The sequence below is a fragment of the Microcoleus sp. genome (assembly GCF_041354475.1).
In the GTDB taxonomy this organism is placed as follows: domain Bacteria; phylum Cyanobacteriota; class Cyanobacteriia; order Cyanobacteriales; family Microcoleaceae; genus Microcoleus.
Genome location: NZ_JBGJZU010000007.1, coordinates 97,501 through 122,113, shown reverse-complemented (window position 1 = coordinate 122,113; position 24,613 = coordinate 97,501). Strand labels below are relative to the sequence as shown.

Below are 24,613 nucleotides of genomic sequence, written 5' to 3'. Positions count from 1 at the left end.
TTGACACAGTAAATCGGTTTTAATGAATGGAAACTTAGATTGTAGGAAACAGTTTCAATGCGTAAGTTAAACATAGGTCTATCCGAAGAGCAACGTGCGGGAGTCATCGAACTGTTGAATCACGACCTCTCCGATGCTTATCTGCTGTTAATCAAAACTAAGAAGTACCACTGGGATGTAGTTGGCCCACAGTTTAGATCGCTCCATCAATTGTGGGAAGAACACTATCAGGCGTTAACACTCAATATCGATGCTATGGCGGAACGGGTGAGAACTTTAGGTGGCTATCCAATTGGTACTGCTGAGGGTTTTCTGAAGTATGGTTCGATTAAAGAACATATCGGCGATTTGCCTTTAGCTACGGAAATGGTATCGCGTTTAGTTGATGACCACGAGTTGGTTATTCGCAATCTCCGTGAACACGTCGAACAGTGCAGTGAAGAGTTTAAGGATGATGGAACGGCAGACTTTTTGACTGGCTTAATGGAACAGCACGAACAAATGGCTTGGATGCTGCGGTCTTTTATTGAAGGGGAATCTATTTCGCCCGATGGTAAGCAGCCAAAAGCTAAAACTCCTACAGCTTCTCACGCTTAAAAATTTAGACGTAGAAGCAAGCAGAAATCAGGAATCAGGAAAATATATTTTCTTTTGTTTAACCTGATTCTATAGATGACATCAAAGACCAGGTTTATTGCTAAAATCTGGTTTTTTGATGTTGGTTTATTTGCCGCCTTGATTTACTAAAATATTGAGTCTGATTCTTTCGTATACCTGAGATGGGAGCATTTTATGAATCATGGTTCGGCGGTTGACGGCGGCAATTGTTGTTCCTTCACTTGAGGGCAATTGTTGTTTAAACTCTAACCTAGATTGAGTAAATGGTTTAACTAGAATTTTTCCGATACTTTCCATAGATAAAATGTAAAAATTGTGACGCAAAAGAGTCATGAATAAATCTTCTTTAAAAGCTCGATATAGCCAAAATAATGTACTCAAATGGTTGCCGTTACGGTTGCTTTTTATTGCTAAATTGTACATATAAAAACTGCTATTTGACCAGCCATAAATCTTGGCAGGAATTTCAGGATGCCGCTCCCGCACATCTGCCATAATTAAAGAGTGAGATTTTGCCATTGCTGCATAGTTACAAGACATACTGCTGGGAATCTGTCGGTAGCCAACTAAAAATTCTGGTACTACTTTAAATTGATAATGTTCGGCGATGCGGAGAAAAAGTTCCAAGTCTTCGCAGCCTTGGGCATTTTCGGCTTTCAATTGGCTATTGTAACCGCCGACTTTCTCGAAACAAATCCGGCGGATCAGACATGAACTCGCATTACCCATAAAATATTTATAAACTAAAGCTGTGTAAACTTCTCCTTCTACGAGAGAGTTGTAAAATCCACCTGTGAGTAAGTCTTCTTCGTTGATATCAAGAGACCACGAATAGACCACTCCTACGGATTGCTCTGATTTCCTTAAGCAGTCTAATTGTTTTTCTAGGTTTTGAGGATACCAAATATCGTCGGCATCGATGGGAGCAATATATTCGCCTCTAGATTTTTCAATGGCGAGGTTGCGCGCGGCGGCTACGCCTGCATTGGATTGTTCCAATAGGATAACTCGCTTATCTTTTTGGGCGAAAGATTTGATTATGTCTGCGGTGGTGTCTGTAGAACCATCATTAACAACTAATATTTCTAGGTTTTGATAAGTTTGAGATGATACAGATAAGAGTGTTTTGGCAATAAAATTTTCAGCGTTGTAAGCAGGTATGATGACTGAAATTAAAGGCAAATCTAAGTCGTTGTGGGAAATGTTCATATATGGTCTAAACTGGTGCTGGTAAAATTGTGGATCGAAAAGGCTGAGCTAATGGTATATTAAGAAACGACTAATACCAATTTTTTATGAGGCTGCTCCCGAATCTGATCCCCCCTAACCCCCCTGGTGGGAGGGGGGGACAAGATTCTTCTCAAAGTCCCCCTTCCCCCCTTGGGGGGGGCTAGGGGGGGGTGGGGATTTAGGGGGATCGAAATATATTCAACTTCACATTAAATTGGTATAAAGGTCGATCGTACACTGTCAAAAAGCATCTCAAGTATATGTGCTTTTTTATACCTCTAAAGGAGTTCGCCATCGCAATTTGGTGTCTGTCAACACAGTCACAGAAGAGGGTGGAGCGTGCTTGTCATCAGCTTTACACAAATCCATGGTATTTTTAAAGATTTTGTAAAGCTGTTGCTTTTATACTACCAGTGTGCGCCAAATCCGGCGTAAAATACGGGTAGAAATTGGGGAAAAAGCAGCGACAGACCCCAGAAAAAAATGCCGTTGAAGAGAAACAAAGATCGGGTTGTTGAGTAAAAAGTAGAGCCGCCTTTATCCTGTGTAAAGTAGCATCTGTAAAATTAACCGAAGTTTTTGCTAGGAAAATTAAAGAAATTAGGTGATGATTTATACTTCTGAACCAACTGTATCCGTGATTATCCCAGTCCACAACGGGGGTGCTTACTTCCGCACCTGTTTGTCAAAACTGGATCGAGCTGTACCGAGACCGATGGAGATTATTGTAGTAGCAGATGGGGACAGCGATGGTTCCTGGCGTTTGGCAAAGGAATTTGGTGCTAAATTAATCAGAATTCCCGAATCCGGGGGGCCGGCGCGGGCAAGGAATTTGGGAGCTCAGGCTGCGAAGGGAGATATTCTGTTTTTCGTGGATGCTGATGTGGCTGTTTGTCCAGAAGCTATAGGCTACGCAATTTCGGTATTCAAAAATAACCCTTATTTAGCTGCGGCAATTGGTTCTTACGACGATGCTCCTGGAGATCCAGGTTTTTTGTCGCAATATAGAAATCTGATGCACCACTACGTCCACCAAACAGGTAATGAAGAAGCTTCGACTTTTTGGGGTGCTTGTGGATTGATCCGCCGGGAAATCTTTTTGCAGATGGGTGGCTTTAATGAAAGTTATCGCCGACCTTCGATCGAAGATATTGAACTAGGCTACCGTTTGAAACAAGCAGGTTACAAAATTAGGTTATGTAAAACATTACAGGTGAAACACTTAAAACGGTGGGAACCTATTTCGTTACTCAGAGCAGATTTTTTCTACCGAGCATTGCCTTGGACAGAGTTGATTTGGCGCGATCGCAAATTGAACAATGACCTCAACTTGCAAGTTTCCAGCCGCGTCAGCATAGTTTTAACTTATGCAATGCTACTGTCATTTTTGGGTACTTGGTGGTCTCTGGGTGCTCTGATATTGGCTAGCTTGCTGGCTGTACCGCTGGTAGTAATTAATGCTCCGCTTTACGCCTTCTTTTGGCGGAAACATGGTATGATATTCGCGATCAAAACAATTCCTTGGCACTGGCTTTACTACTTTTACAGCGGACTAGGCTTTGCGATCGGCACTGCTCGCCATGTGTTGTCCCAAAAAAAGCCCTTGACTGTCAAGGTTAGCTTGCCAGTATCTGCTCAACCGCTCAAGACCAACTGAAGAAGGTAAATGTTTGAATCGAGCGAGAATGTCTCAGGGTATTCACGGGTGCATCTACTAAGTTCACAAGTTATAACAGCATTAGATAGTCATATAAAAAACTAGAGGTAGGCAAGTGTGAAACATTATCCTGTTGCGATCGTCGGTGCTGGACCTGCCGGTTTGACTACAGCCTACGAGCTAGTCAAGCAAGGTATCATCCCTGTGGTATTAGAGAAAGATGATAAAGTTGGGGGAATAGCTCGCACCGAAACCTACAAAGGCTATCGTTTCGACATTGGTGGCCACCGCTTTTATACTAAAGTTGCTGCCGTGCAGCAGTTGTGGCAAGAGGTACTGGGAAATGATTTTATTAAAGTGCCTCGATTGTCGAGAATTTATTATCGAGGTCGTTTTTTTGATTATCCGATAAGTGCCTTCAATACTCTATTTAATTTGGGCATATTGGAAAGTATGCTAATTTTGTTGAGCTATCTGAAAGTGAGAATTCAGCCCCTTCCTGAAGAAAAAACTTTTGAACAGTGGGTGATCAATCGTTTTGGAGAACGACTATACAAAACATTCTTCAAAACTTACACTGAAAAAGTTTGGGGCATTCCTTGTTCGGAAATTCAAGCTGATTGGGCGGCACAGCGAATTAAAGGATTGTCATTGAAGACAGCAATTATTAATGCTTTGTTTGGTAGCAATGATACTAAAACATTAATTAAAGAGTTTGATTATCCGGCTTTGGGGCCGGGGATGATGTGGGAAAAGTTCGCGGAAGCTGTGGAAAGTAAAAAGGGCAAAGTTTACCTGGATACTAAAGTCATTAGCTGGCAGCGTGAAGGAAATAAAATTAAAAGTATTACTGCTGAACATAATGGCGAATTAGTGCAATTTTCTGCGGATAATTTTGTGACGAGTATGCCGATATCGGCGCTGGTAGCAAGAATGGAGCCGCCGCCGCCACCGGAGGTTTTGCACGCGGCTCGATCGCTCAAATATCGAGATTTTTTGATTGTATCGCTGATTGTCGATCGCCAGGATTTGTTTCCAGACAACTGGATTTATATTCACTCTCCCGAAGTCAAAGTTGGACGCATTCAAAATTTTAAGAATTGGAGTGCTGCTTTAGTTCCAGACGCTAACAAAAGTTGTTTAGGGATGGAATATTTCTGTAGCGTAGGTGACGAGATTTGGGAAATGTCGGACGCGGAACTTGTGGAATTAGCAAGTCGCGAGTTGGTTGGTTTGGGTTTAGCAAAATCTGCGGATGTTGAGGATGGAGTTGTGATCAGGCAACTCAAAGCTTATCCAGTTTATGATGGCGAATATCGGGGACACTTGCAGGTTCTGGAAGGTTTTTTGAAGGGAATTGAGAATTTGCAGACGATCGGGCGCAATGGTATGCACCGATACAACAATCAAGACCATTCTATGCTAACGGGGATATTGGCGGTGAGAAATATTCTGGGGGAAAAGCACGATTTGTGGGATGTGAATACTGAACGCTCGTACTATGAAGATTTTTCAGTCGATCGATCTAAGGAAAAAAAGGATTCGGATTTGATTTCGCAGTCAAGTTGAGATTTGGCAATGGTGACTGCGGAGGCGATCGCGCATCTTTTGTGTAGGGGCGATCGGCTCAACTATCATTACCCAAACATAATCTAAACTTGTGCTCGCTATCAAACAGCGCATCATATCAAATCCGTTGACATCGGAATTATTATTTCTCTCTTCTCTTTCTCTGTGTCCTCTGTGTTCTCTGTGGTTTAATCATTCCGATACAACCGGAAACGATATCACGATTCAGCAGCCCATGCAGATTGAAGAATTAGGGTTGATTGGTGTGATGTTTAGCTATTTTGAATTGTGGGAGACATGGCTATATTTTGTGCTTGTGTCTGCATGAATTCAATATCCGATCGCGACCAAATGCGTGGCCCGCTGCACTGATGAGCAATTAACAGTCCCCAAAGCCCCTTCGCCGTTAAAATTGGCACTGCTAAATTAGCGCGCACCTTCAGGCTACGCAGAAAATCTCGGTGACATTCGTGAATTGGTTCTAGTTCAATATCTGTAATTGCTCTGACTCTACCCCCTTGGTACAAAGCAGCATATTCACCGTTAAAACACTCGTCAGGCCCGGTGGAACCTAAAATCGACAGTTCGATCGCACTTAACATCTCGCAGGTAACTTGACCATGCCACTGTCTGTAAAAATAGTAGAGTACGGCGCGATCGCTTTGTAAGACTTCCCGAATTTCGTATAGGGATTTTTCAACTAATACATCGCGCTTGAGACGAACTCTCAAGCTATCAACAATCTTTTGCAGGCGATCGACAGACATGGTATCAATGGTGTAGATAGGTATAATTACAGGATAGCGTACCTGAATTTTGCTGCGATCGCGCTCGGCTGTATAGTGATGGGGATTTGGTCATAAATTTTGGTTTAAATTTCGTCGATAACCTTTCCTCAAGCTTGTTTAACTTGAAGAAATACAACTTCTATAAACTTAATAACTACGCCCCTAAGTTAGACTTGGCTATAAATTTTGATGCCATTTTTTATCAAAAAAATGATGAAAATTGAGGCGATTTATTGAAAAATTTAAAATAGTGATATTACTTCTGTTATTGCTTTGCTCCAGGTTACTTAGTGATGCTTATTTTACGGTACAAATACTTAAATCCGTCCGGTGGCGATCGCCAGACCATGCCTGGTGAATACCTGGTGTTGAGGTGTCAGACCTCCCACAGAACTCCAGGCAGTTCCCTTCCCTAGGTGAGAGCAATTACGGTATCGTCCAGAAAAAGGTGAGAGAGTTAACCAGTCAAGTACAGTCCTCTAGTATAATCTTTGATAGAGTCAAAAGGAAGATTAAAGTTAAGACAATTGGTAGTGTGGCTTATAATCAAAAAAATCGGAGATTTTGGGTCTAGTGTTACCGCATAAGTTTATGATGCCAAAATCCTGACAATTACCCCGACTACCAGAGCCGTCAGCATCTATTGGCGGCAGCCAAATATCTAAACCTTTACGATGTCGCGGTTTTCTAACCAATATCACTCCTATGCCCCCTGATGTTTATTCCCTCCCTCAATCAGGTAATTAACCGCAATCCCCTCATTGTAACGCCTCAGACACCCATAGAAGAGGCGATCGAACTGATGAGTCGCACAGGGGCTAGTTACGTGCTAGTGCTGGAACAGCACGGGAATTTTCAACGAGAAACTTGGACAGACCCGAAGGCAGCAGCACGGAAAAATTTAGGTTTTTACGATACCGTACCCCGTCCGGTACACTCAGACTTAAATGGGCGGAGTCTCAACAGCTCAAAACCAAGCTATCCGGCTGATGGGCCGGTGCTGGGTATCCTCACAGAACGAGATATTGTACAGCTAAATTCGATCGGGGCTTCTTTAAAAGGATTTGCGATCGAACAAATTATGATCAGAACGGTAACTGTAGCCAGAGAATCGCAAATTACCGACATTTTTGCCTTGGGAAGTCTGCTGGAAAAAAACCAAATAGGCCACTTGCCCATCGTCAGCGAAGTTGACGAACTTGTCGGTATCATTAGCACTCAAAGCTTGCTACAAATGTTACAGGATGCTGGGAACTCGAAAAAAAAAGCAGTTAGTAGCGTTTCCTCACCTCAAACGGTATTGACACCCCCTCCGCCAGCGCCAAGTTTGCATCCGAAATTAGAGTTGCCAGCTAACTCAATCAAACTTTATCAAATCCCTCGCATCGCTGCCTCCCGGATTATTCATGCTCCGGCTAGTGCTTCAGTTCGTTACTTGGCGCAACTGATGTTCAGAAACAATGTTAACTATGTATTGATCACCGAAACCGCTGAACAAAATGCGACGGGGACGACTCAGAATTCAAAATTTACCAACAACAAGCTGCTTGGGGTGGTCAGTACCCGCGATATTGTGCTGTTGCAAGCACTGGGAATAGACTCTAACCAAACTAAAGCGGGAACGGTTTGCAGCAGCCCGCCAGCCCTGGTACGGCCTTACCAAACTCTGGAAACAGCCATCGGTCTTTTGCAAAAAACCTACTGCCAACTGCCTTTATTAGTTGTCAACGAAAATAGTCACCCGATCGGTATTGTTAATCCTAAAACCATCCTATTGCAAGCCCTGGATTCAAAATCTCTCTATTCGGGTTTAATCGCTTTGCAGCGCCAGCTAGAATCTACCAGCACCCAATATAAAAAACTATCTGCACAAATAAAAATGGCGGCGGTGCATCGCCAAGAAATTGAACAAATCTCTCAAAAAAGTTCCGACCTAGCAAATCTGGCGCTTCAAATCAACAATCAAGGGATTTGGAATTGGAATATTGAAACTGATGATTGTTTTTATTCCGATCGCTGGAAAGAAATGCTGGGTTACTCTGAGAGTGAAATCGACCACCGAAGTTCCGAATGGTGGAGCCGAATTCACGCCGAAGATCTGGATTTAGTCAAAGCAGTTGTAGAAGATCACCTAGCAGGAAAAACAGCGGAGTTTGTAACAGAATACCGGATGCAATCCAAAGACGGTAGCATTATTTGGGTGCTCAACCGGGGTCAAGTTTTGCGAAATGCTGAGGGAAAACCACTGCGGATGGTCGGAACTCATACAGATATTACTCAAAAGAAGGAGTTAGAGGTAAAACTCCGCGAAAGCGAGCAGCAGCAATCAGAAATATTTGACTCTCTGAAAGCAACTGTAATTTTTCAGATGGATGTGCGAGGGGTTTGGACATTTCTGAGCCGTGCTTGGACGGACATGACTGGTTATTCAGTGGCAGAAAGTTTACAAACTCATTTTTTAGATTGGATACACATCAATGAGCGACAGCAGTGTGCCAAATTATTCGATTCTTTGGTGGCGCGCAAGTCAGAATTTCATCGGCGCGAAGTGCAATTTTTGAAAAGGTATCCTATCGGTTTTGATGAGTTAGACAATAAAAGTTGTTCCGGCTTTATTTCAGTGGAAATATTTGCCCAGGCGAGACTGAATTCCGAAGGTGAAATTGTTGGAATTTTGGGGACTTTGCATGATGTCAGCCGCCGTGTCGAAGGGGTTGAGGAACTGCGGGAAAGTGAAAGGGCAATTCGAGCGCTCTACGAGGTAATGGTGAGCTCTCAAGGCTCCTTTGATGAGCGCACGGCGAGGCTGCTGGCAATGGGTTGCAGTCAGTTTGGCATGGATATTGGGCTGTTGGGACGGGTTTTGGGCGATCGCTACGAAGTGATGGCGGCTTATTTACCAGAAGATTTTCCCTTCGGATTTGCTAAAGGAGACGGTTTTGCTTTAAGTAGAACTTTTGAACGAGAGGTATTGCGAGCGCCAGAACCCATTTCCATCGAATCCGCGGGTACTACTCAGTGGCGACACCACCCGGCATACACAGTGCGTAGGCTGGAGGCATTTATGGGTACGCGGGTAATGGTAGGCGGCCGAGTTTTTGGCACCTTGAGCTTTACATCCCGCACCCCTAAACCTCCTATAAAACCCCTCAATTTAGAAATCTTAAAGTTGATGGGGAATTACATCGGCTCGGAAATCGCCCGCGAGGAACGAGAGCTAACTTTGCAGCGGCAATACCAGCGGGTTTTGTTGCTCAAACAAATCACTCAAAAAGTGCGATCGACCTTAGATACCCAAGAAATTGTCCAAACAACCGCCACCCAAATCGGCCGCGTATTTGGTGTCAATCGCTGTACAATTCACACCTATCTAGTCGAACCCTATCCCCACCTTCCTTGCGTCGCAGAATACTTAGAACCAGCCTACGAATCAGCTTTAGATTTAGAACTCTCTGTAACTTACAACCCCTATACCGAAAAACTCCTTTCCGAAGATGTAGCCCTAGCATCTCCCGATGTGTTTGCCGATCCTTTGCTCGAATCCTCAGTACCCATGTGTCGCCGCATCGGACTGAAATCTATGTTAGCAGTTCGCACTTCCTATCAAAACAAACCCAACGGAATTATTACTTTGCACCAGTGCGATGCAACTCGTCAATGGAATCCAGACGAAATAGAACTTTTAGAAGATGTTGCCGCTCAAGTCGGCATTACTTTAGCTCAAGCAAAGCTGTTAGAAACAGAAGTTGAGCGACAGCAGCAACTGGCAGAGCAAAATGAAGCTTTAGATCAAGCCAGACAAGCAGCGGAAGTTGCTAACCAAGCCAAGAGCGAATTTTTAGCTACCATGAGTCACGAAATCCGCACTCCCATGAATGCAGTAATTGGCATGACTGGTTTGCTGCTAGATATGGCGCTGACTCCTGAACAGCGGGATTTTGTCGAAACGATTCGCAGTAGTGGCGATGCTTTACTGACTATTATTAACGACATCCTCGATTTTTCCAAAATAGAATCTGGTAAATTAGATTTAGAAAAACATCCTTTTGAATTACAAAACTGTATAGAAGAATCTCTAGAATTGCTAGCACCGAAAGCTTCGGAAAAAGGCTTAGAGTTAGCTTACTTAATTGATTCTTCAGTTCCTAAAAAGATTTTAGGCGATGTCACTAGACTGCGCCAAATATTAGTAAATTTGTTGGGGAATGCCGTTAAATTTACCGAATCAGGAGAAATAGTGGTACGTTGTACCGCTAGAGAAATTCTGCCCAAGGCTGCGGCTACTTCACCGTTAAATGAAAATAATTTAGAACAAGAACAGTTCGTAATTAACCCGGAAGACTTAACAGTTAATAAACAATACGAAATTCAATTTGCTGTGCAAGATACGGGAATAGGCATTCCACCAGACCGGATGGATCGTCTGTTTAAAGCTTTTTCACAAGTCGATGCTTCAACTACTCGACAATACGGGGGTACTGGTTTGGGACTGGCAATCAGTCAGCGCCTTAGCGATATGATGTCTGGTAGAATGTGGGTTTTTAGTCAGGTATCTAGACCAAATAGTCATTTCCAAACATCACTGCCTGAGTTTAGAAAAAGTGTGGTGGGACAAGCGCCTGCGGAATTTGTAGAGCCGTCGATATCGGGAACCGGCTCCATTTTTTATTTTACGCTGATGGCGGAAGCGATCGAAGGTAATTCGGAGGAAAAACAGCCGGATTTTGTCGTAGGAAAGCGTCTGTTAATTGTGGAAAATCATGAAATAAATCGGCAAGTTTTGATTGCCCAGGCTGAGTCTTGGGGCATGATACCCGTGACGGCAACTTCTGCGGCTCAGGCTTTGGAAATAATTAAAGACAATTCCGAGATAGATTTGGCTATTTTGGCAATGAATTTATCAGATATGGATGGTGTTGCCTTGGCTGTGGAAATTCGGAAACTTGAAATGCGCAATTTTTTGGCCGACAGTGAAGGCTTAGATAGGAATGGGATAAATATTCAAAGTAATCAGAAAAATCCACTACCTTTGGTGCTATTTACTTATTTGAGTAAGGCGGAAGTTTGGAAAAAACTTGAAACTACAGAAGTGCATTTTGCTGCTTTTTTAACTAAGCCTCTGAAACAGTCTCAGTTTTATAATGTTTTGGTGCAAGTTTTTGGCTATGTTACTGCCAGAAATAGCCGGGGGGATGTTTCAAGTGTGGCGAGTTTGACTTCAAGATTGCAGTATTTTGAAAATTCCCAGACACAACAGCGCGTGCAGCCAACTCCTTTGGTGTTGAGACAGGGAGCGATTTCCTCCCCGGATGGATCGAAGAGAGATCCGATTCGGATTTTGCTGGCAGAGGACAATGTGGTAAATCAAAAAGTAGCAACACATTTGCTCGATAGGATAGGATATCGGGCTGATATTGCTGCTAATGGGTTGCAGGTTTTGGAGATTCTGAAGCGAAAATCTTACGATGTTGTGCTGATGGATGTGCAGATGCCGGAAATGGATGGATTGGAAGCGACGCGCCATATCTGTCGGGAATTCCCGGCTCACCAAAAGCCGAGAATTATTGCTATGACTGCTAATGCGATGCAGGGCGATCGCGAAAAATGTATGGCAGCGGGTATGGATGATTATATTACTAAACCTGTCCGTCGGGAAGAGTTGGCGATCGCCCTGAGTAAATGTCAACCTCTCAATCGGGATGGATTGACTGCGGTTAATGAGTCCAAAAATGGCAGTGTCCCTCGCAAATTAGAAAGTGGCTATGGGACTGGTTCTCCTATTGTTAAAACCGAAAATGTTTCGCCGATAGATTTTCATATTTTACAAAATCTCAGCGAGCTAGATGATGATGATGACCCCAATTTTTTAGCAGATTTAATTAATATCTATTTAGCAGATGCACCGCGACATTTAGAAGCAATCAAAGAGGCTATTTTTACTGGCGATGCTGACAGTTTGAAGCTGGCTTCTCACACGCTAAAGTCTAGTAGTGCTAATTTGGGGGCGGTGTCTTTTTCGGAAGTTTGCAAGGAGTTGGAGTCGATTAGCCGTGCGGCGGTTGAGTCGGGAGGGAGCCAGACTTTTGATGTTGGAATAGCCCGCGATTGGCTGTTTGAAGCGGAAGTGGAGTGGGAAAAAGTGCGCGTGGCTTTTGAACGGGAGTTGGAGAGGCGGCAATTGCGAGCGCCCCTTGGGTAATTGGTTATTTATTATTGGTTATTGGTTATTTGTTATTTGTTATTTGTTGTGGGTTATTCAGGACTTACACCAAAAATATTCTGTAAGACTATGAGTTGCTCTAAAATCCACATTTTTTACACTACATATAGAGCTTATCCGTAAGTCCTATTATTTGTTGATTATTAGTGTTGTTTTTACCAACAAATAATATCGTTTCCGGCTGCATCGGAATGATTTAACCGCAGAGAACACAGAGGACACAGAGGGAGAGAATAGAGATCTGAATCATTCAGATGCTACCGGATTTGATATAACCAATCACAAATAACAAACAACAAATAACAAATAACAAATATAACTATTTAACTTTCACCTAAATATGCTTTGCGAACAGTTTCATTTGACTGCAAATCACTAGCACTACCGGCGACTACAACTTGACCAGTTTGGATGACATAACCGCGATGAGCTACACTTAAAGCCATGCGGGCGTTTTGTTCTACGAGTAAAATAGTTGTACCTTGAGCATTAATATCGCGGACGATCGCAAAAATTTGACTCACTAACATCGGTGCGAGTCCCATACTCGGCTCATCCAATAATAACAGACGGGGGCGCGACATCAAAGCGCGACCGATCGCCAACATTTGCTGTTCACCACCGCTAAGAGTACCGCCTTTTTGACTAATTCTTTCTCGCAAACGGGGAAATAAATTTAATGCTTTTTCCATGTCTGATTTAATACCGAGAGTATCATTACGGAGATAAGCACCCATTTCTAGGTTTTCTTGTACTGTCATGCGCGGGAAAATCAGCCGCCCTTCGGGGCTTTGAGAAATACCCAAACGGACGATCGCCTCTGTAGACAGCGATTCCAAAGGCTTCCCTTCAAATAACACAGTACCTTGGCGTGGGCGCAGCAGCCCTTGAATCGTGCGGAGAGTTGTAGTTTTCCCCGCCCCGTTGCTACCGATTAATGTCACAACTTCTCCCTGAGAGACTGTTAGCGATACTCCTTTGAGGGCGTGAATATTTCCGTAGTAGGTGTGAATGTCTTTGATTTCCAACATAATTACTCTTTCTGCTTTGTCCTTCGTTATATTATCTGAGTTTGAAGTTAAATAAAAAGTTGAGGAACGAGCTCAAATATCGATCGGGTAAGGTTAATCGCGATCCACTTTATTACCCGTTGGCATCTTCTTCTTTTCCCAAATATGCCTCAATCACGCGAGGATTAGCGCGAACTTCATCGGGAGTTCCCTCTGCAATTTTAGTGCCATATTCCATAACACTGACGCGATCGCTAATTCCCATCACCACTTTCATATCATGTTCAATTAGCAAAATACTCAAATCCAACTCATCCCGAATTCGGTAAATAAAGCGAGTTAAATCGGCAGTTTCGTTCGGATTCATCCCCGCAGTCGGTTCATCTAAAAGCAAAACTTTCGGGTCCGATGCCAAAGCCCTAGCAATTTCCAATCTACGCTGGTCGCCGTAGGAAAGGTTTTTTGCCAACTCCGGGGCTTTCGCAGCACCTAAACCGACAAATTCCAGCATCGTCAAGGCTTTTTTCTTAGCTTCCCGTTCCTCCAAAGTCACAGTGGGAGAGCGGAAGATTGCACCCAACAAACCAGCTTTTAAGCGGCAGTGTCTACCGACTAAAACATTATCCAGCACAGTCATATTGTTGAACAAGCGGATGTTTTGAAAGGTTCTAGCAATGCCGAAAGTTGTCAGGCGATCGGGCGGTAAACCGGTAATATTTTTATTTTCAAGTATCAACTGGCCCGCAGTTGGTTTGTAGATACCTGTCAGCATATTAAAGAATGTAGTTTTGCCGGCACCGTTGGGGCCGATCAAACTGGCGATCGACCCTTTTTCCAAAGTTAAACTGACCTGATTGACGGCAGTCAAGCCGCCAAATCGCATGGTAAGTTGTTGTGCTTCTAATAATGACATTTTGGTTCTATTTCCTATTAGTTTGCTTTTTTTGCAGTCTGCGCAGGCGGACGAAAGTTTGTGTAGCCCCGTATTACATTCGGCGGTTAAATATGGTTTTTTACTACTCAGATATAAGTTCTAACGTACAAACAAAGTAGAATTTTAAAAGATTAGATGCTAACGAACGGTGAGGGCGATATTGTTCGTGCAACTGGGCGGTTGAGAAGTTATCAATAATTTTGAGACTTAGTTCGTCAGCCAAAGTCTCAATATTTTCAAACCCAGTAATCCACGGTGTGTACATACTTTCGTATTTATCTATGTAATCATTGATATCTTGGTAGCCCGTGGTTCTCGCAATCACTTTTTCCGACATATAATCAAAGGACAATTTAAAATCCTTAACATGGTCGCGAATTGTTTCTAATACAAAGATGACATCTTGTTTGGCAAGTAAGGTGGTGTTCCCTTCCCACAAAAAATATGTAGGTTGCTCAAAATCAAAATCGCTCTGTTTCAACAAAGCGATTAAATTATTTTGGACGTAATCGCCGGGAATGTAGCGGACATTTGCCGTAATTTTATGAGCTTTGAGTGTGGATTCTTTTAATTCAAGTGTCGCGCGATCGTCTATTTCAAAATAAATCACTCCCGATCCATTTATTCTAGCAGCGCGAGTATCCAAACCAGAGCCTAAAATCACAATTTGCTTGCAGCCTGCTAAAATTTGATTGGACAAAATATCATCAAAATATTTAGTCCGCAATTTAATCATTTCTTTAGCAGCCGGAGAGTTTTGAGCTATTTCGCTGGCAATTTTTCTGGTTTCTTCATTTAGCCATATTTGTACTACATTGTCAGTGTAAAGAGGGGTAGTCTCTGCATTTTCTTCTGATCTAAATTCTGCCACAATAAAAGCAGTCCCAGTTAAATTATTACTCATCGCTGATGTTTCCCCCTTGTCTGATGTTTTGTTGAATAGCGATCGCCAATTAACCAGAATTGATATTACTATTGACTTCTGGCATCTGCTAAAGACTCATTACTCGCTTCAGCATCATCATGCAATTCAGCTTGATGAATTTTATCGGGAATCAGCCCTTCTGGGCGGACAATCATCATGACAACTAGAGTTAAACCGAACAGAAATAAACGCATTTGAATCGGGTCTAAACTGGTAGCCAGAAAGTCTGCTAACTGCGGGATGGCAATCCTGGGTAGTACAAAAGTATTCAGAAAACCTTTAAGGACTTGGGCTAGTTGGGGTAGATAAAGGCGATCGGCGGACATGATAATGATACCGCCCAAAATCACACCAGTCATGTTACCCAAGCCTCCTAAAATTACCATGCACAGGATGATTACGGAGACGGAAAAATCGAAGACGCTGGGAAAAATGGCGCTGATATAAGCTGCGTAAAACGCGCCTGCAAAGCCCGAAAATGTCGCTCCCATTGCAAAAGCAGAAAGTTTGGTTTTGACGAGGTTAATGCCCATGGCACTAGCCGCTAATTCATCTTCGCGCATGGCATTCCATGCCCTCCCTAGGCGGGAATCTCGGAGTCGGGAAATCATAAAGTATGAGAAGACTACTAATAGTAAAATTAGGTAGTACCAGGGAAAGTAGTTGCCGGTGCTGAAAGTGCCGATGATGGGGAGAGATGGACGCCCGATCGGGTTAATTCCTGCTTCGCCACCGGTGAGGTTGAAAGGTCGATCGCACCCAACGAGACATAACACCAACTCTGGTTTCCCCAACAACGAAGCCACAATCTTCGAGACTGGTTCATCGATGCGAATCGCGGTTAAGTTTCTAAAGACAACCGGAATAATTTCGCCAAAGCCCAGGGTAACAATTGCCAAATAGTCGCCTTTGAGTCGCAGGGTGGGAATACCCAGGATTACCCCCGATATGCCAGCTACACCGGCTGCGATCGGCAAAACTATCCAAAAATTCCAAGCAATATTTACCTGTCCTGAAGATAGCAAAGCCGTGGTGTAAGCGCCGATCGCAAAAAACGCCGCATATCCCAAATCCAACAAACCCGCAAAACCCACAGTAATGTTTAAACCCAGCGCCAACATAATAAAGATTTGAATCTGTACTACAGTCGCAATCCAACCAGTTTTAGCCTGAAGATCGATGAACGGAAACAGAATTAGAATAAAAGCTAATGTCACCAAAGTTGCCAATCGCTGGCGTTCCTTTGGTAAACCTTGTAGAGCACCCATTAATGTAGCGGTCAAAATGGCGATCGCCAAACTGCAAATTCCATAGAGCAAAGTAGTCGCTAAATCCACCGCAGATTGACCAGAAAAAGGTCTAACTACCACCCCTTCTACCACGCTAGCAACTAATAGCCAAACTCCCAATCCCAATCCGGCTAAACTACCGATTGTCGCACCCATTTTTGGGCTGTAAGCCTTCTGTTCCTGACCAGCCATAAAGCCTGCCGCCGTGCCCATTAGCCAGCCAATGACTGTTCCACTCCAACCGCCGAATAGGAGGACTGTCAAAGAGGCGATCGCTCCTAGAATACCACTCGATTTAATTGCTTTGATTATTTTGTTTGACATAAGGAAGTTCGGCAACGGATTTTGTAACGGATGTAACTGATTTCAGGAAGTCGTAGGGTGCGTCGCCACAAAGAATCCCTCAAAAAAATAGACAATCTCATAGCGACGCACCCTACCATTAGTCACTGTCAACTGTCAACTGCTGTATACTGGAACTGTTACCGCAACACACTTCAAACGGGCGATCGCAATATGGTACAAGCTCCTGAAAAAACTATCACCCTGGACGAGTTTTTGCAACTCCCAGAAACCAAACCCGCTAGCGAATACATCAACGGTACTATTTTAGAAAAACCTATGCCAAAAGGAAAACACAGCAAACTACAAGCCAGACTCGTCACAGTCGCCAACGACATCGGAGAAAAACAGCAAATTGCCCTAGCCCTACCAGAACTTCGCTGCACCTTTGGCGGACGTTCTATTGTTCCCGATGTCGCGATTTTTGTTTGGAATCGCATTCCCCTAGACGCTGACGGCGAAATTGCCAATACATTCAATGCTCACCCTGATTGGACAATAGAAATTTTATCCCCAGGCCAAAGCCAAACCAAAGTTACCAACAATATTTTGCACTGTTTGAACGCCGGTTGCCAGATGGGTTGGTTACTCGATCCCGATGAGAAAAACATCTTAGCTTATCCAGCAAGGCAGCAGCCGATTTCATTGCAAGAACCGACAGATATACTGCCAGTTCCCGAATTTATGGGCGAAATGCAGTTAACTTTAGACGAAGTTTTTGGCTGGCTTAAACCTGGTAATATTTAATGCGATCGCGATCGATTTTTTAGGCGATCGCAAATCCAGTATGTTTGCGTACTTCCGGCGAATGAAAAGCCAAAACAATACAGTTTTCAGGAACACCACCCTCCAGTAATTCATCGGTAATTCCGTCTTCAATACCATCATAATGAATCCAGAGTTTCTCGTTGCGAATTTCAACGTGAACTACCGCACCATGAGTGCGTTTGCGCTCTTCCCAACCTTCGTGCATCAACATAAAATGATTGCGGTCTTGGCTGACAATCACATAGCTGCTAATATCGCCATATCTGTATGGCAAATTAGCATAGTAAGACAATATTTTATAGATTAAGTCCCGGTACTCGTCTAGTTTATCCATTTTGTAAATTATTGTTCCTACTCGTCTACTCGTTCCCAGGCTCTGCCTGGTAACGCAGATCCGGAGGCTCTGCCTCCAATTTTACCAAGCGAGGCAGAGCCTCTGGATATCGGTTCCCAGGCAGAGCCTAGGAACCAGTTAAGCAGTCCTTACATTATAATGATAAATGTCTTTTGCCATTATTTCAACCCTGCACCTTCAAACCTTCTCCTGAACATTCTCACCCAACAAACCGCCCGGCCGAAAAGCCAAAATCACCACCAAAACCCCAAACACCCAAGCATTAGTCCAGCGACTAGATAAATACTGGTCGCTCAAAGACGACAACACCCCAATCAAAACCCCTCCTAACATCGCCCCCACAATATTACCAATCCCCCCCAAAACCGCCGCCGTAAAAGCCCTCAAACCCGCCGTAAACCCCATCGTAAACACAATAGTATTGTTGTACAAACCAACCAAAATTCCCGCCGAACCAGCCAAAGCCCCACCAATTAAAAAAGTTAGAGCAATAATCTGATCCACATTAATCCCCATAATTTTAGCAGCATCGCGGCTTTGAGCCGTTGCCCGCATCGCCTTTCCCAGACGAGTGTACTGCACGAAAACATGAAGCAAAACCATCAATACCACAGCTACTACCAACACAATTAAATCTTTAGTAGTAAATACAATACTGCTTTGAATTCCCATAGCTTTGAGAATATCAACTCGTGGCAACAAATCGGGAAAACTTTTCGGAGCAGCCGAATTAGAACCCATCACCGGAATAAAAGCTTTCAATCCTCCCCAAAATAATCCCATATTTTGGAAGATAAAAGAAACCCCGATCGCCGAAATTAACGGAGCCAAACGAGGAGCATTTCGCAAAGGTCGATAAGCATACTTTTCGACAACAATATTCAGTCCCGCACAAAACACCGAACATACAATTAAAGCGACTAACATCACCGGTATCGCAATACCCAAAGGTGCGCCGTCTTGAACCCCAAAAGCCCCGAACACAGTCAGGGAAGCAAAAGCGCCCAACATATACAAATCGCCATGAGCAAAATTGATTAACTCAATAATCCCATAAACCATCGTGTAACCCAAAGCAATAATTGCAATCAGCGCCCCGTTGACCAAACCCACTAACAATTGTTGAATCAGAACTTCAGGACTTTTGACTATTTCACCAACAATTTTCGGCAAGTCAAATCCGGCGATCGGACCTAACAGCAAAACTATATACGCTACACCTATATATAAGAGAATACTTTTCCAGTTTTTCATAATTATTGGGAATTGGGAATTGTTCATGGGGAATTCTACTCGTTCTACTCGTTCCCAGGCTCTGCCTGGGAACGCAGATCCGGAGGCTCTGCCTCCAATTTTCGTACTAGAAAAACGAGGCAGAGCCTCTAGACATCGGTTCCCAGGCAGAGCCGGGGAACCAGTTAACCAGTTAAAAAACGAGGCAGAGCCTCTAGACATCGGTTCCCAGGCAGAGCCGGGGAACCAGTTAACTAGAAAAACGAGGCAGAGCCTCTAGACATCGGTTCCCAGGCAGAGCCGGGGAACCAGTTAACTAGAAAAGCGAGGCAGAGCCTCTAGACATCGGTTCCCAGGCAGAGCCGGGGAACCAGTTAACTAGAAAAGCGAGGCAGAGCCTCTAGACATCGGTTCCCAGGCAGAGCCGGGGAACCAGTTACTAATTAAGTGACAACAGACAACTGACAACTAACTAATTATTCAGTCTTAAGCGGGCTGACAAACTCCCACTTCCCACCTTTAACAACATTTCCTGACATAGTAGTCAAGCTAGTGTCGCCATTAGCATCAAAACTCCAATTACCAAGTACCCCATTAAAATCTTTAGTTGCCAAAACAGCATCGCGGATAGCTGCGCGGTCATTTTTACAAACCTTATTAATCGCGCCGATAATTACCTTAGCCGATTCATAAGCATAAGCTGCATAAGCTTCCGGTTCAGCATTATATTTTGCCTTGTAACCGGCGTACCACTTCGCGCCCTCACCAGTCAATTCTTTTGGAGGTAAGCCACCAAAGGTAGCATAAACACCTTCGGCATCTTTACCTCCAGCATCAATTAAAGCTTGCTCTTTAATGCCGTCTGGTCCCATGAATTTGACTGCTTCCTGTGTCATACCGACATTTCTGATGTCTTTAATTATTTGTCCGGCATTGCTTTGGGTCGTACCACCAAAATAAATCATTTCTGGATTCAAAGCTTTGATCTTATTCATTAAAGCTTTATAATCACTGGCTTTGATATCAATTCCCTCACGACCAAGCACCTCAATTCCCGCAGTTTTAGCACTTGCTTCAAAAACGTCAGCAATACCTTTGCCGTAGAGTTCTTGGTCATCGAGAATATAGACTTTTTTAACTCCTAAAGATTTCGCCCAGTTAGCCGCCACAGCACCTTGGAGGTCATCAGCCGGGACAACCCGACTAAAATTGCGAGTACCTGCGGGGTAATAAACATTAGGTTCTTTGGGCTCACCTTTTCCTGGTTTTGTCAAGCCCGGATAGGTGTTTGCCGGACTCACCATCACTACATTAGCTTGGTTGAGCACGGGAATTGAAAGTTTGGCCGCGCCTGAGTTATAGTGACCGATCGCAGCAACTACCGAACCATCGGCTGCTACCTTATTAGCATTGGACGTGACTTGGCTTGGGTCCCATTTGCCAGCCGCAGCAGTGGCGTCATCGAGCACTTCGTATTCCATCTTGATTTTGCCGTCGCAGGCTTTGGAATCGGTTTCAGCCAGGGCTTGTTTAATCCCATTGACCATTGTTTGAGCTTGACCCAAGGCACTACCTGTCATCGGCAGCATAGAGACAATTTTGACAGTGTTGGGGTCGGCAGGACTGCTAACTGCAACGGGAGAGGCTGCTGGAGTGCTGCTGGGAGTGCTACCGGAACTTGTGGCGGTGGGTGTTTGCGGGCTTTGACAACTCGCGCAGAGAGAGGCTATGGAAGCAGCCACGAGTAATGTCCGCAATCCTGTGGGGTTGAGATGCTGTGTTGGGTAAGTTTTTGTGGGTGTGGGACTTGTGCCCCCTAACTTCAGTGACAGGTTCATAGGTACGTTAGTTTGTTGCTTGGGTCTTAGCATATTTTCACTCTGTAAGTCTGTAAGTCAAGACTTAGCACAAATTTAAAAAATTTATGATGACTTACGCAGCATAGTTATCGGTAATATCTGGCATAGCGCCTAGGGTTCAGCAACAGCGGTTCCCCCCGTGCCCCATGGACGAAACTTTACCACAGCCTATGACCCAACCCTAGATTTTTCCTTTCCTGTGCCTAAGTCCTACTTGAGTTAAAACATACAGCCTATTCTAGGTTCATCAAGTACAGTATCTGCGACAGTCCTGGACGCAAAAAACCCGGTTTATGAGCAAAAATCGTCGCTCTATCCGAGAGATATTGACCCAGAAACCGGCTTGTTGACCCCCCGTACATTCAGGACTGTGCGATTGAAAAAAGTTGGCACTAACTAGGTCACTAAAATGCCGGAATATCAATGGACTAATACCCTATTTTCTAGGGTTTAGAAAATGACATTCCGGCATTTTGGGAAGGCTTGGTCTCGTTTGTGGTTATGCTTTAATTTTTTAACAATTTCAAACCCATTTTTACCTTGTCCAAAATCGTCTTTTGCGACACACAGGTAATCAGGCAAAGCTTACCGCAATTCAGAGTATCCCGGCGGACTTTCTGAGCTTTTTCGCCGTACCAAATAGCGCGAGCACTTTCTTCTTTCACATTCCCAATTACGGGAAATTCGTCGCAAAGTTTGACATCGCCACGGGTATCAATCCAGTAATTCCGAAGTCCTACCCGACAAGGGCGAACTCCATCGGGGGCTTTTTCGTCGCGGAAGTGAGGTAACATTAGACGCAATACTTCGTCACTATTCATAATTGGCGCACCTTTTTTCTTCATTTCAATTAGGCGCTCAATTACCTGCGAAAACTCCTCGGAATCCTCTTCTTCCACCCACAATTCCTCATAGGTTTCTGGAGTCCAATGATTTACTGGTTGGAAATTCACCGTTGTCGCTCCAATTTGTTGGGCCCAGGTTACTATCTCTTCCATGTGATTGTAAATTTAATTAAATTTTTGTTAAAAAGCTTAATTAGTTATACAGTAAAAATACTTAAGTACACTGTTTAATAACTTAAAATTATAGTTAAATGGGAAGCCGAATCAGCAATTAACTTCATCGCAGCTTTACAATATGATTATATGAAAGTATTTCCTGGATAAAAAATGGCGATAAATATGGGACGATATGTCCAAGTAGTGAAACTATTTTGGGGGGCGGCGATGGCGGCAGAACTCGAATACCGCATCAATTTTGTCCTCGCGGCCCTCAGCAGCATCGGAAACCTGACTGGTAGTTTGTTTGGGCTGTTTTTGTTCTACCGCAATGGTTACACGTTTTCTGGGTGGAAATGGGAAGAAGCCTTAGTTGTACTGGGCATTTTCACGATTTTGCAGGGTTTTTCCTCAACCTTTCTCGCACCTAATCTTAGCCGGATTGTCGATCGAGTGCAGCAAGGCACCCTGGATTTTGTCCTCCTCAAGCCCATCAGTTCCCAATTCTGGCTGTCTGCAAACACTGTATCTCCGTGGGGAATACCCGATATCATCTTCGGCGCGGTGTTGCTGCTGTACTCGGCCAACAAATTAGGAGTAGAAATCACCAACTATTTCTTAACTGCAATACCGCTGTTATTTGGCATGGTGAGTCTTTACAGTATCTGGTTTATGTTGGGCGCAACCAGTATTTGGTTTGTCAAGATTTATAACGTTACTGAAGTCCTCAGAGGATTGTTAGAAGCTGGTAGATTTCCCATGGTAGCTTATCCCGCAGCTTATCGATTTTTCTTCACGTTTATAGTCCCGGTTGCTTTTTTGACCACAGTCCCGGCAGAAGCAATGTTAGGCAGAGGTGATATACTTTGGATAGCAGGAGCAGGCCTTTTGGCGATCGCACTTTTGTTCGCTTCCCGCTACTTCTGGCAATTTGCACTCCGATTTTACACCAGCGCTTCCAGTTAGTTATGAATTCAAACAGTAAACAGTTGACTTTTGACTGTTAATTGTTGTATGATGAAATTACATATTTTAAATAGCCATAACAATCTAACTCTACAGATAAACAATCAAAAAAGGGCACACCAATGAAAAACAAAAAACTCGGAAACACTAACTTTAATATCAGCCCAATTGGTCTGGGAGGGATGCCACTATCCTTAAATGGTAGACCAACAGAATCCCAGGCGATCGCAGTAATTCACCGCGCCCTGGATTTGGGAGTCACATTAATTGACACGGCAGATTCCTACTGCCAAGATCAATCCGACAAACACCATAACGAGGAACTAATTGCCAAAGCCTTACAACAGTATACAGGAGATATTAGAGCTGTAACTGTCGCCACAAAAGGTGGGTTGATGCGACCTCAAGGTGCTTGGACGCGGAACGGCAACCCCCACCATTTACGCAAGACAATTCGCGAAAGTTTTGAAGCCTTGGGCGGCCAAAAACCCATCGACCTTTGGCAATATCACGCCCCCGATCCTAGTTATACCATCGAAGAAGCCCTAGCACCGGCAAAAGAAGCAGTGGCAGAGGGAATAGTTCGATTTGTGGGAGTCTCCAACTTCTCTGTAGAACAAATCAAACGCGCCCGCGATACAGTAGAAATTGCCTCAGTTCAAAATCAATACAATCCTTGGCACAGAGAACCAGAATCAGACGGCGTACTGGAATACTGTGAAACCGAAAAACTGACATTTTTTCCTTGGAGTCCTCTCGGAGGAAGCCGTCGCGTCACCAGTTTGCAAGATATGCCAGCGATCGCGAAATTAGCAGCAGAAAAAAACGTTTCAGTTTACTGTATAGTATTAGCCTGGTTGATGGCAAAATCTCCCTGTATCGTTCCCATTCCCGCTGCGACCAAACTATCCAGCATCGAAGACTCTGTAAAAGCGATAGATGTCAAGTTGACTGATGAGGAAGTACAACAAATCTCCGCAAGTTAAGCAAGGATAACAAAATAATAGAATAGGCTTTCGGGCCTGTTCCACAAAGAATTAATTTTCTTGTGGGTGATCCATAACAGGCAAGATAGCTGTTCCACAAACAGTAAACTTGATAGTGTGGCCCGCAGGATAACCAGCCCAGAAAAGCAACATTTTTAGAGGAGTGAGATTTTATGGAAATGAATCCAGTCAAGGCAGATTTAGACTTACCAATAGAACATCAAAACGTACCTATCGCCCATGAAGGACTGCACAACTTTTTATACAGTTCCGATGAAGAACATGGTGCAGCGACAGCAATTCCCGCCTTAGAAAATGACGGAACCAAAGTAGTGTCAATCCCAGCTTGGCGCGATTTAGCAACTAACGCTAAAGTCGCCGGCGTTTATGCCGTCATAGACACGAACCATCAAACCCAATATATAGGTTATTCCCGAAATATCCTGCTTTCTCTCAACGGTCATATCGCCCAAAATGGCAGCGAAAATTGTGCATTCCTCCGCGTCAAAACTTTCAAATTCCCCAAGCGGGAAGAAATGGAAAATTTGCGCGATGCTTGGATAGCAGAACTCGAAAACATTCCCCCAGGAAATAGTAGAGACAGCGAAATGTGGGCTAGTACAGTCGGCCAAGCCGCGCGGGCTGCCATGTCTGCTGACGAACAAAAAGCCTATGAAGAAAAGAAACTGAAATTACGCAAAGCAATGGCAGATTCCACTCTGACTAAAGAGTTGGAAATAGCAGCAAAAAGTGCCGACGAACGTGGCAAGGATTTGGCAAGTGCTGTTAATGATGATGACTGGAGTGCTGTGATTCAATCGCAAACTCAGGAAACAAAGCCATCTGCGTGAACTACCAGACGC

Annotated in this window: 19 protein-coding genes; 8 read left to right on the top strand and 11 right to left on the bottom strand. The window is 43.9% G+C overall.

From position 1 onward, the window contains the following. Positions 1 to 57 precede the first annotated feature (57 nt). Positions 58 to 597, top strand: a complete 540-nt coding sequence (locus tag ACBR23_RS04700; protein WP_340520025.1) for a Dps family protein — start codon at positions 58 to 60, stop codon at positions 595 to 597. A gap of 126 nt (positions 598 to 723) precedes the next feature. Here the strand turns inward: ACBR23_RS04700 and ACBR23_RS04695 are convergent, their stop codons facing one another. Continuing rightward, a complete protein-coding gene (locus tag ACBR23_RS04695; RefSeq protein ID WP_371119006.1) occupies positions 724 to 1,827 on the bottom strand; it encodes a glycosyltransferase family 2 protein in 1,104 nt (367 codons plus the stop codon). Positions 1,828 to 2,455: 628 nt separating this feature from the next. On the opposite strand from ACBR23_RS04695, the gene ACBR23_RS04690 reads away from it, so the two are divergent. Then, a complete protein-coding gene (locus ACBR23_RS04690; protein WP_371114440.1) occupies positions 2,456 to 3,505 on the top strand; it encodes a glycosyltransferase family 2 protein in 1,050 nt (349 codons plus the stop codon). 117 nt (positions 3,506 to 3,622) lie between these two features. Then, positions 3,623 to 5,074, top strand: coding sequence for an NAD(P)/FAD-dependent oxidoreductase (locus ACBR23_RS04685; RefSeq protein ID WP_371114442.1), 1,452 nt, complete (start codon positions 3,623 to 3,625; stop codon positions 5,072 to 5,074). On the opposite strand, the gene ACBR23_RS04680 is transcribed toward ACBR23_RS04685, so the two are convergent. Beyond that, positions 5,066 to 5,191 carry a hypothetical protein gene (locus ACBR23_RS04680; protein ID WP_371114443.1) on the bottom strand — a complete coding sequence of 42 codons (126 nt, stop codon included), beginning with the start codon at positions 5,189 to 5,191 and terminating at the stop codon, positions 5,066 to 5,068. The genes ACBR23_RS04685 and ACBR23_RS04680 overlap by 9 nt on opposite strands. A gap of 155 nt (positions 5,192 to 5,346) precedes the next feature. Beyond that, entirely contained in the window at positions 5,347 to 5,841 is a 495-nt protein-coding gene (locus ACBR23_RS04675; RefSeq protein WP_341735635.1) for a GAF domain-containing protein, read from the bottom strand. Between the two features lie 736 nt (positions 5,842 to 6,577). Between ACBR23_RS04675 and ACBR23_RS04670 the strand changes: the two genes are divergently transcribed. Continuing rightward, positions 6,578 to 12,061, top strand: coding sequence for a response regulator (locus ACBR23_RS04670; protein ID WP_371114444.1), 5,484 nt, complete (start codon positions 6,578 to 6,580; stop codon positions 12,059 to 12,061). Positions 12,062 to 12,405: 344 nt separating this feature from the next. Here ACBR23_RS04670 and ACBR23_RS04665 read toward each other — a convergent pair whose 3' ends face one another. The 4 genes from ACBR23_RS04665 to ACBR23_RS04650 all read right to left on the bottom strand — a co-directional run bounded on the left by ACBR23_RS04665 (position 12,406) and on the right by ACBR23_RS04650 (position 16,564). Further along, a complete protein-coding gene (locus ACBR23_RS04665; protein WP_341735637.1) occupies positions 12,406 to 13,113 on the bottom strand; it encodes an ABC transporter ATP-binding protein in 708 nt (235 codons plus the stop codon). 112 nt (positions 13,114 to 13,225) lie between these two features. Continuing rightward, positions 13,226 to 14,005 (bottom strand): ABC transporter ATP-binding protein, encoded by a 780-nt coding sequence (locus tag ACBR23_RS04660; protein WP_371114445.1) that lies wholly within the window; start codon positions 14,003 to 14,005, stop codon positions 13,226 to 13,228. A 103-nt stretch (positions 14,006 to 14,108) separates the two neighbouring features. Beyond that, complete coding sequence (locus ACBR23_RS04655; protein ID WP_371114446.1) at positions 14,109 to 14,930, bottom strand: class I SAM-dependent methyltransferase; 822 nt, start codon at positions 14,928 to 14,930, stop codon at positions 14,109 to 14,111. A gap of 68 nt (positions 14,931 to 14,998) precedes the next feature. Beyond that, positions 14,999 to 16,564, bottom strand: a complete 1,566-nt coding sequence (locus tag ACBR23_RS04650) for a branched-chain amino acid ABC transporter permease (protein ID WP_371114447.1) — start codon at positions 16,562 to 16,564, stop codon at positions 14,999 to 15,001. A gap of 192 nt (positions 16,565 to 16,756) precedes the next feature. Here ACBR23_RS04650 and ACBR23_RS04645 point away from each other — a divergent pair, with 192 nt between their 5' ends. Then, complete coding sequence (locus tag ACBR23_RS04645; protein ID WP_371114518.1) at positions 16,757 to 17,329, top strand: Uma2 family endonuclease; 573 nt, start codon at positions 16,757 to 16,759, stop codon at positions 17,327 to 17,329. A gap of 19 nt (positions 17,330 to 17,348) precedes the next feature. On the opposite strand, the gene ACBR23_RS04640 is transcribed toward ACBR23_RS04645, so the two are convergent. From ACBR23_RS04640 to ACBR23_RS04625, 4 genes are all read right to left on the bottom strand, one after another. Beyond that, positions 17,349 to 17,684 carry a XisI protein gene (locus ACBR23_RS04640; protein WP_341735641.1) on the bottom strand — a complete coding sequence of 112 codons (336 nt, stop codon included), beginning with the start codon at positions 17,682 to 17,684 and terminating at the stop codon, positions 17,349 to 17,351. A gap of 198 nt (positions 17,685 to 17,882) precedes the next feature. Further along, a complete protein-coding gene (locus tag ACBR23_RS04635) occupies positions 17,883 to 18,986 on the bottom strand; it encodes a branched-chain amino acid ABC transporter permease (protein WP_371119005.1) in 1,104 nt (367 codons plus the stop codon). Between the two features lie 428 nt (positions 18,987 to 19,414). Beyond that, the gene (locus tag ACBR23_RS04630) at positions 19,415 to 20,809 is read right to left on the bottom strand and encodes a branched-chain amino acid ABC transporter substrate-binding protein (protein WP_371114449.1); all 1,395 of its coding nucleotides are present in this window, start codon (positions 20,807 to 20,809) and stop codon (positions 19,415 to 19,417) included. 494 nt (positions 20,810 to 21,303) lie between these two features. Next, positions 21,304 to 21,795: an SPASM domain-containing protein gene (locus ACBR23_RS04625; protein WP_371114450.1), complete on the bottom strand. Its 492-nt coding sequence runs from the start codon at positions 21,793 to 21,795 to the stop codon at positions 21,304 to 21,306. Between the two features lie 186 nt (positions 21,796 to 21,981). Here ACBR23_RS04625 and ACBR23_RS04620 point away from each other — a divergent pair, with 186 nt between their 5' ends. The 3 genes from ACBR23_RS04620 (at position 21,982) to ACBR23_RS04610 (ending at position 24,601) form a co-directional block, all read left to right on the top strand. Further along, a complete protein-coding gene (locus ACBR23_RS04620) occupies positions 21,982 to 22,764 on the top strand; it encodes an ABC transporter permease (RefSeq protein ID WP_371114451.1) in 783 nt (260 codons plus the stop codon). Positions 22,765 to 22,886: 122 nt separating this feature from the next. Next, the gene (locus tag ACBR23_RS04615; RefSeq protein ID WP_371114452.1) at positions 22,887 to 23,750 is read left to right on the top strand and encodes an aldo/keto reductase; all 864 of its coding nucleotides are present in this window, start codon (positions 22,887 to 22,889) and stop codon (positions 23,748 to 23,750) included. A 173-nt stretch (positions 23,751 to 23,923) separates the two neighbouring features. Then, on the top strand, positions 23,924 to 24,601 hold the full coding sequence (locus ACBR23_RS04610; protein WP_371119004.1) for a GIY-YIG nuclease family protein: 678 nt from the start codon (positions 23,924 to 23,926) through the stop codon (positions 24,599 to 24,601). Positions 24,602 to 24,613 lie beyond the last annotated feature (12 nt).